The organism is Cupriavidus sp. 01L45, from assembly GCF_056399885.1.
Genome location: NZ_JBFTSG010000060.1, coordinates 54,257 through 61,612, shown reverse-complemented (window position 1 = coordinate 61,612; position 7,356 = coordinate 54,257). Strand labels below are relative to the sequence as shown.

Annotated in this window: 8 protein-coding genes; 3 read left to right on the top strand and 5 right to left on the bottom strand. The window is 67.3% G+C overall.

What is annotated here, in order from left to right; genetic code table 11:
* From AC1DT6_RS32675 to AC1DT6_RS32665, 3 genes are all read left to right on the top strand, one after another.
* On the top strand, positions 1-1,268 hold a 1,268-nt coding region (locus AC1DT6_RS32675; protein WP_477115254.1), incomplete at its 5' end, for an ATP-binding protein.
* On the top strand, positions 1,265-3,067 hold the full coding sequence (locus AC1DT6_RS32670; protein WP_477115253.1) for an acyclic terpene utilization AtuA family protein: 1,803 nt from the start codon (positions 1,265-1,267) through the stop codon (positions 3,065-3,067). The genes AC1DT6_RS32675 and AC1DT6_RS32670, both read left to right, overlap by 4 nt.
* Positions 3,068-3,138: 71 nt before the next feature.
* A complete protein-coding gene (locus AC1DT6_RS32665; protein ID WP_441629391.1) occupies positions 3,139-4,143 on the top strand; it encodes a tripartite tricarboxylate transporter substrate binding protein in 1,005 nt (334 codons plus the stop codon).
* Positions 4,144-4,154: 11 nt separating this feature from the next.
* Here AC1DT6_RS32665 and AC1DT6_RS32660 read toward each other — a convergent pair whose 3' ends face one another.
* From AC1DT6_RS32660 to AC1DT6_RS32640, 5 genes are all read right to left on the bottom strand, one after another.
* Entirely contained in the window at positions 4,155-4,544 is a 390-nt protein-coding gene (locus AC1DT6_RS32660; RefSeq protein WP_477115252.1) for a VOC family protein, read from the bottom strand.
* Positions 4,545-4,607: 63 nt separating this feature from the next.
* Positions 4,608-5,798 carry an enoyl-ACP reductase FabV gene (fabV, locus tag AC1DT6_RS32655; RefSeq protein WP_441629390.1) on the bottom strand — a complete coding sequence of 397 codons (1,191 nt, stop codon included), beginning with the start codon at positions 5,796-5,798 and terminating at the stop codon, positions 4,608-4,610.
* Between the two features lie 125 nt (positions 5,799-5,923).
* Entirely contained in the window at positions 5,924-6,286 is a 363-nt protein-coding gene (locus AC1DT6_RS32650) for a hypothetical protein (protein ID WP_441629389.1), read from the bottom strand.
* Between the two features lie 133 nt (positions 6,287-6,419).
* Positions 6,420-6,668 carry a hypothetical protein gene (locus AC1DT6_RS32645; RefSeq protein ID WP_441629388.1) on the bottom strand — a complete coding sequence of 83 codons (249 nt, stop codon included), beginning with the start codon at positions 6,666-6,668 and terminating at the stop codon, positions 6,420-6,422.
* A 66-nt stretch (positions 6,669-6,734) separates the two neighbouring features.
* A complete protein-coding gene (locus tag AC1DT6_RS32640; protein WP_441629387.1) occupies positions 6,735-7,145 on the bottom strand; it encodes a hypothetical protein in 411 nt (136 codons plus the stop codon).
* Positions 7,146-7,356 lie beyond the last annotated feature (211 nt).

The window sequence follows — 7,356 nt, the reverse complement described above, 5'->3', positions numbered from 1 at the left end:
CGCCAGCGGTATCGCCGGCGCTGCGCGCCCGCATGGGCGAAGCCGCAGTGCGCGCCGCCCAGGCCATCGGCTACGTCGGCGCCGGCACCATGGAGTTCCTGCTCGATGGCGAGGGCAATTTCTACTTCATGGAAATGAACACCCGCCTGCAGGTGGAGCATGCGGTGACCGAAGCCATCACCGGTTTCGACCTGGTCGAATGGCAGTTGCGCGTGGCCGCCGGCGAGCCGTTGCCGGTCACGCAGGACCAGGTGGCGCTAAGCGGCCACGCCATCGAGGTCAGGCTGACCGCCGAGGACGTGGCCGCAGGCTTCCTGCCGCAGGGCGGGCCGGTGCTGCGCTGGCGCGCGCCGGGCGCCGGGCACGATGTGCGGGTCGACCACGCGTTGCAGGAAGGCGGCGAAATCCCCGTTCACTACGATTCGATGGTGGCCAAGCTGGTCGCCCACGGCGCCACCCGCGAAGAAGCACGCCGCAAGCTGCTGCGCGCGGTGGAGCAGACCGTGCTGCTGGGCGTGGCCAGCAACCAGGGCTTCCTGGCCGACTGCCTGGCACACGAAGCCTTCGCCGCCAGCGAGGTGCATACCGGCTTTGTCGACGCGCATATGCAGTCCGCGCTGTGCGCGGCGCAGCCCGCCGCGACGCAGGTGGCCTGCGCGGCGCTGGCCGCCTGCGGCGTGCTGGTGGCAACGGCACGCCCGGAACTGGTGGCGCACGGCAGCAGCCTTGGCCTGCGCGCCGGGGAGCGCCAATGGCGCGTGGATCTGCGCGCTGTGGCCGACGGCTGGGAGGCAGCCGTGTGCGAAGGCGGCGGCACGGCCGCGGAGATCGTCCGGGCGCGCGTGCTGCGCGCCGATGCGGAGCAGGGCAGTGCGCTGGTCGAGTGCAATGGTGCCGCGCTGCCGCTGGTATTCGCCACCGAAGGCGACGCCGTGCACCTGTTCAGCGCCGGCCGCGCATGGCGCTTCGCGCGCCTGGACCCGCGCCGGAAGAAGCGCGAGGCGGCCGGCGCCGAAAGCGCCGGCGAGTTGCTGGCGCCGCTGGCCGCACGCATCGTGGCGGTGAAGACGGTGGCCGGCGAGCCGGTGCGGGCCGGCCAGGTGCTGGTGGTGCTGGAGGCGATGAAGATGGAGCATGCCATCGTCGCGCCATTTGACGGTGTGGTGGCGGAACTGCACGCCCGCGAAGGTGGCCAGGCTCGGGCCGGTGCCTTGCTGGCGCGCGTCGAAGCGGAGCCCGAGGGCGGCGCGACGGAGTCCAGGGCATGAGCGCCGCCCCCGCAACATCGAACCCGGCACGCACCATTCGCATCGGCGGCGCTTCCGGCTTCTGGGGCGATTCGGCCATCGCCACGCCGCAACTGCTGGAGGTCCCCGGCCTGCAATACCTGGTCTACGACTACCTGGCCGAAACCACCATGTCGATCCTGGCGCGTGCCCGCGCCAGGGATGCGGCACTGGGCTACGCGACCGATTTCGTCCATGCGGCGATGGCGCCGCACCTCGGCCAGATCCTGGCACGAGGCATCTGCGTGATCGCCAATGCCGGCGGCCTCAACCCGCAAGCTTGCCGCGATGCCTTGATGGAAGCCGCCGCGCGGCAAGGGCTCACGCCCAGGGTGGCGGTGGTCAGCGGTGATGATGTGCTGCCTGCCTTCGAGGGGTGGCGCGCAGCGGGACTTACCGACCTGTATACCGGCGCCGCGCCGCCGGCCGAGCTGATGTCGGCCAACGCCTATACCGGCGCGCAGGGCATTGCCCGCGCGCTGGCGACGGGCGCCGATATCGTCATCACCGGCCGCTGCGTCGACAGCGCCGTGGTGGTCGGTGCGCTGGCCCACGAGTTCGGCTGGCAATGGAACGACTGGGACCGGCTCGCCGCCGGCACGCTGGCCGGCCACGTGATCGAGTGCGGGGCGCAGGCCACCGGCGGGCTGTTCACCGACTGGCAGCGCGTGCCGGACTGGGACCGCATCGGCTACCCGGTGATCGACTGCGCGGAGGACGGCAGCTTTGTGCTGACCAAGCCCGAACACACGGGCGGCCTGGTCGATCCCGCCGCCGTGGCGGAGCAGGTCTTGTATGAGGTGGGCGACCCCGGCAACTACCTGATGCCCGACGTGACTTGCGACTTCCGCATGGTGCGCGCCGAACTGCTGGCTCCCGGCCAGGTGCGCGTGCACGGCGCGCGTGGCCGCCCGCCCGGTGCCAGCTACAAGGCCAACGGCACCTGGCAGGACGGCTACCAGATCAGCCTGATGATGGCGATCCGCGGCATCGACGCACCCGCCAAGGCCCGCAGCACGGCACACGCGCTGCTTGCCCGCACCCGCGCCATGCTGGCCGCCAGCGGCTTCGTGGACTACAGCGATACCGTGGTGGAAGTGCTCGGCTGCGAATCGCAATACGGGCCGCATGCGCGCGCGCTGCCGACCCGCGAAGTGGTGCTGCGCATCGGCGCGCGCCATGCGCAGGCCAGGGCGCTGCGCTTCCTGCAACGCGAATGCTCCTCGGCGGGAACCTCGATGGCCGCGGGCACCCGCTCGTCCTTCGCCGGCCGCGTGGATATCCAGCCGGTGGTCAAGGTGTTCTCCTTCCTGGTGCCCAAGGCGGAAGTGCCAATGCAGATCGCACTGGATGGCCGGGCGGAGACGCTTGCCTGCGCCGCCCTCGTCGGTGAGCCGTCGGTACCGGCTTCGCTGGCGCCCCGGCCGGACTTGGCGGTGCCCGAAGGGCCACGCGTAACCGTTCCCCTCGTCACGCTGGCCTATGCCCGCAGCGGCGACAAGGGCGACGACGAGAACATCGGCGTGATCGCGCGCCAGCCGGCTTATCTGCCGCTGCTGCGGGAGCAACTGACGCCGGCCGCGGTGCGCGCGTATTTCGCCCACCTGGTTGAAGGCGAAGTCGAATGCTTCGAAGTGCCGGGCCTGCACGCCCTCAACTTCCTGCTGCATCGCGCCCTGGGCGGCGGAGGCGTGGCCAGCCTGCGCTCCGATCCGCTGGGCAAGAGCTACGCGCAGATGCTGCTCGATTTCCCGCTGGCCGTGCCGCAAGGCTGGGCGTAGACGCCGGCCTGCCATTGCATAACGTCGGCCGCCAGGTCCAGGCGCGCCGATGCCATCCTGACGGAGGAGACATGAAAAGAACCACGATAACGAACCGGCCCCGCGGCCCGCGGTTAACAGCGTGCCTGATGGCCGCGGCACTGGCATGCGGCATCGCCGGCGCGGCACGCGCCGATGCGCCTTACCCGTCCAAGCCATTGCGCGTAGTGGTGCCCTACACGCCGGGTGGCGTGTCCGACGCGGTGACACGCCTTGTCATGCAGAAGCTGGCCGAACGCCTGGGCCAGCCCGTGGTGGTGGAAAACCGCCCCGGCGCCAACGGCATGATCGGCTCCGACAACGTGGCCAAGTCCGCGCCCGATGGTTACTCGCTGCTGGTGGTGGTGGCCGCCCATTCCATCAATCCCAGCCTCTATCCCAAGATGAGCTTCGACCCCGTCAGGGACCTGACCGGCGTCAGCCAGATCGGCCGCATCCCGCTGCTGCTGGTCTCAAGCGCGCAGTTGCCGCCCGGCAGCGTGAAGGAACTGGTGAGCTGGGGCAAGGCGCATCCGGACAAGATGACCTTTGCCTCCAGCGGCAACGGCTCCGGCGCGCACCTGGCCGGCGAGCTGTTCTCGCAGGCCGTCGGCATGAGGATGACCCATGTGCCTTACAAGGGCGTGTCGCCGGCGTTGCCCGATCTGTTCTCCGGGCAGGTGGCGATGATCTTCGATTCCGTGCAGACCATGATGCCGCAGGTGAAAGCCGGAAAGCTCAAGGCCCTGGCGATTACCAGTCCCTCGCGCTGGCCGGCTGCGCCCGATGTGCCAACGATGGCGGAGGCGGGCTATCCGGCGGTCACGGCCAGCAGCTGGATCGGGCTGCTGGCGCCGGCAAAGACGCCAAAGGTGGTGCTGGACAAGCTGTCGGGCGAAATGGATGCGGTGTTGCACCAGCCGGACATCAAGGCGCGGCTGATCGAATATGGGATCGATCCGGTTGGCGGGACACCGGACCAGTTCCAGGCATTCATCAAGGATGAAGCGGTGAGATGGGCCGGCGTGGTCAGGAAGGGCGGGATCAAGGTGGAGTAACCAGATCCGGATCACATCTCCRGCGGCTGCGGTTCCAGCGGATCGAAATCCAGTTCGATCTTCGCGCCGTTGGGATCGTGCAGGAACAACTGCCAGACGCCGGAGCCCGCCTGCCGACCGAGGTGGAACGGAATGCCCCGGCGCCGCAGGTGGCTGGTGACGTGCCGGAGGTCCGTGGCGCTGAAGGCCATGTGATCCAGCACGCCCGCGGCCGGTGCCGGCAGTGCATCGACCGCGACGAGATGAATGATGGGCGCGCCGGCGGCATAGAGCCAGGCCCCGGGGAAGGCAAACGGCGGACGGGCACCGGTTTCGAAGCCAAGCACCTCGGTGTAGAACCGGACGGTGTCTTCCAGCGCGGCGGTCAGTACCGTGAAGTGGTTCATCCCGACAATCGTCATGTTTCGCTCCTTGTTGCAGGAGCGTGGCGCTCCCCGGGTGATTCAGGCCTGAGTCTTCAGTCCTCAGACCAGGCCAGGCATTGGCACGTCGGGATTCACGTCGGCCTCGTAATCCACTCCGTCCATCTCGAATCCGAACAGGCGCAGGAATTCCTTCTTGTAGCCGGTGAAGTCCGTCAGCGCGTAGATGTTGTCGCTGGTGACCTGGGGCCAGAGTTGCTGGACACGGGACTGCACCTCCGCGTCGAGTTCCTTGTAGTCGGCGCGCAGGCGGCCTTCCTGGTCCAGGCACGGCGCATCGCCGTACAGGCTGTCCTTGTAGAGCCCGTAGACCTGCTCGATGCAGCCTTCATGCGTGCCCTGTTCCTTCATGACCTTGAACAGCAGCGACAGGTACAGCGGCATCATGGGGATGGCGGAACTTGCCTGCGTGACCACGGCCTTCAGCACCGAGACGCGCGCGTCGCCACCCCTGGCGGCCAGCTTGTCGCGCAGGCCAAGCACCTTTTGGTCCAGGTCCTTCTTGGCGGCGCCGATGGAACCGTTCCAGTAGATGTCGTGCGTGATCTTCTCGCCCAGGTAGGTGAAGGCGGTTGTCTTCGCGCCGTCGGCCAGCACGCCCGCAGCCTGTAGCGCGTCGATCCACATCTGCCAGTCTTCGCCACCCATCACGGCCACGGTGTTGTCGATCTCGCTTTGCGTCGCGGGCTCCAGGATGGTCTCCCTGACCACTTCCTTGTCGGTGTCGAGGCCGCGCAGGCTGACCGCCTTGCCAACCGGCTTCAGCGTCGAGTTGAACACTTCGCCGGTCTTCGGGTGCGTCCGTTTCGGCGAGGCGAGGCTGTAGATCACCAGGTCGACCTGGCCGAGATCGCGCTTGATGGTATCGATCGTCTTCTGCTTGATCTCGTCGGAGAAGGCATCGCCATTGATGCCCTTCGCGTACAGCCCTTTGTCGGCGGCAAACCGGTGGAAGGCCGCGGTGTTGTACCAGCCGGCCGTGCCCGGCTTGCTGTCGGTGCCGGGACGTTCGAAGAAGACACCGAGCGTATCGGCGCCGGCACCGAATGCGGCGGTGATCCGGGCTGCGAGACCGTATCCGGTCGACGCGCCGATCACCAGCACTTTCTTCGGGCCGCCGGCRATGGGGCCTTTTGCCGTGACGTAGTCGATCTGTTCCCTGACGTTGGCTTCGCAGCCTGTGGGGTGGGTGGTAACGCAGATAAAGCCACGCACGCGCGGTTTGATGATCATGAAGACCTCGCTTGTTAGATGCCGAGCCTGATTTAGAAGGCGAAAAACTTCGCGCATTGTAAATGAGGAGGCAAAAGGCGAGGCCGCCCGCCCCGCGGGAGTGCCGGGCGGCGGGCGCCGGCCTTTCAGCGTTGCTGGCGGTACGCTACCTGAAGCCAGCCCTGAGAGGCGCCGCTGGTGTCCGGGCCTGCGGGATCGTCGGCGTGCCGGACCGCGCGCGACAGGCGTGTCCGCAGTTCATCGCGTTCCGTGAAGGTCGGCGCGGCCAGCCAGCCAACAAACTCGTCGTGCCAGTTCTCCCACGCGTTCTCGTCAAAGTCGAACGCCTCGTCCAGCCGTCCGCCATCGCGCAGGTAGGTGCCCACGATGCACGTACCGTCCCAGTACGCCACGGCCACGTCGGTCAGGTCCGCGGTGGTTCCCGCCGGCAGGTCGCGCAGCAACATGGACAAGTGGGACTTGAACGATTCGAATCCGCCTGAAGTCATGGCGTGCTCCGTTTCCGGGGACGAGTCCATCGGGGTGAGGTACCCAATCCCATGGCGCGCAGGTCTTCCGCGTTGGCCGGCGCGCGCAGGACCGGCTGCTTGTTCGAGGGGGCGCGGTTGCCTCCGGTCCCGCTCACCCGAACGAACCCCGCGTCAGGTCTTTCTCGAATTCGATGGTCCATGCGGTGCCATGCCCGATCCGGTAGCCCCGCTCCTTGAGCGTCGACTTGCGAACGATGGTGACATGGCCCTGCAGCGGATAGACCTCGTCAACGACATCCGACGTGCCGGCTTCCTGAAGCAGGAAGTCTGCTTCGTCAAGCCGGTGGCGGTGCAGGATGGCGACGAATTCCGCCTTTTCGTCCGGTGCGATTACTGACATCTTGCGTTCCTCCAATCATGAACGCAGCACTTTTCCAAGATAGCACAAGCGTCAACGCCGTGGCCCTCAGCGCTTGCGCGGCTTGCCGACGTGCGGCGCATCCTCGGCCGGATCGGGAATCAGGTCCTTGTCAAGCACGTCATCAATGCTGGGCGGCGCAGGCGGGTGCTCTTCGCGCTGCGCGCTATGGTCCGCGCGGTCCGCGGGGGTGTCCGCGGGAATACTCTCGGCGGCGCGAGTGATCTCGTCCATGCCTTCTTCCGGTGCGTCATCCTCGTCCGGTTCGTGGCCATGGCGGAAATCGATCGGTTCTGCCGTCTGCCCGGCGAATGCGTCAATGGTCTCGTCGATGTTCTCCCACAAGTCTTCGGCTCCGGCGGAATCCGGCATGCCGGGAAGACGGCGCTCCGGTCGCGGACGATCGGGGAATCCGGTTCGCCGCGTCTTGCCGGAATCGACCTTGTGTGGCTTTTTCATGGTCTGCTCCTGAGCGACGATCGAGCGACGATCGTGGTCATGCCGCAAGCAAGCATGCGCATGTTTCCATAATAAGCACGCAAGGAGCGCGATGTGAAGCCGGGGTGCCTGATGCGGTACCGGTCATGCGAAACGACAGGCCGTGTTTTGCCCAGCACGGTGTCCTAGAATGAAATCCCAGGTTGCCGGAAGTCGCTGGCAGACCAGCGGC

Excerpts from the sequence above, each read along its gene's own strand:
- AC1DT6_RS32670 (WP_477115253.1), top strand. The coding sequence starts at position 1,265 with ATGAGCGCCGCCCCCGCAACATCGAACCCGGCACGCACCATTCGCATC.
- AC1DT6_RS32665 (WP_441629391.1), top strand. The coding sequence starts at position 3,139 with ATGAAAAGAACCACGATAACGAACCGGCCCCGCGGCCCGCGGTTAACA.
- AC1DT6_RS32650 (WP_441629389.1), bottom strand. The coding sequence starts at position 6,286 with ATGACTTCAGGCGGATTCGAATCGTTCAAGTCCCACTTGTCCATGTTG.
- AC1DT6_RS32645 (WP_441629388.1), bottom strand. The coding sequence starts at position 6,668 with ATGTCAGTAATCGCACCGGACGAAAAGGCGGAATTCGTCGCCATCCTG.
- AC1DT6_RS32640 (WP_441629387.1), bottom strand. The coding sequence starts at position 7,145 with ATGAAAAAGCCACACAAGGTCGATTCCGGCAAGACGCGGCGAACCGGA.